This is a genomic window from Streptomyces sp. ADMS (genome assembly GCF_033441795.1).
Classification (GTDB): domain Bacteria; phylum Actinomycetota; class Actinomycetes; order Streptomycetales; family Streptomycetaceae; genus Streptomyces.
Genome location: NZ_JAVFVX010000646.1, coordinates 1 through 232 on the forward strand (window position 1 = coordinate 1; position 232 = coordinate 232).

At 69.0% G+C, this 232-nt stretch carries 1 protein-coding gene; it reads right to left on the reverse strand.

Features of this window, described 5'->3' with window-relative positions:
* Positions 1–163, reverse strand: a 163-nt coding sequence (locus tag RB628_RS42325) for a CBS domain-containing protein (protein WP_412180818.1), incomplete at its 3' end; no start/stop codon positions are given.
* Positions 164–232 lie beyond the last annotated feature (69 nt).

Genomic DNA, 232 nt, shown 5'->3' on the forward strand with positions numbered 1-232 from the left:
GGTTCAGTGCGGGGATCCGGAACCGTCGTGCCCGGGCGTCTGGGGACCGGGCCGCCTCGCGGCGGATCAGGTCGGTCTCGCAGACCACTTCGACGAGCTTGTCGTCGTCCACGACGGGCAGCCCACTGTTCCGATGCCGGTCCAGCAGCCGCACGACGTCCATGAACGGCTCTACCGGCGCGCCTCGACGACGTCACAGGTCATCACTTCACCGACGATGCGGGCCATGCCG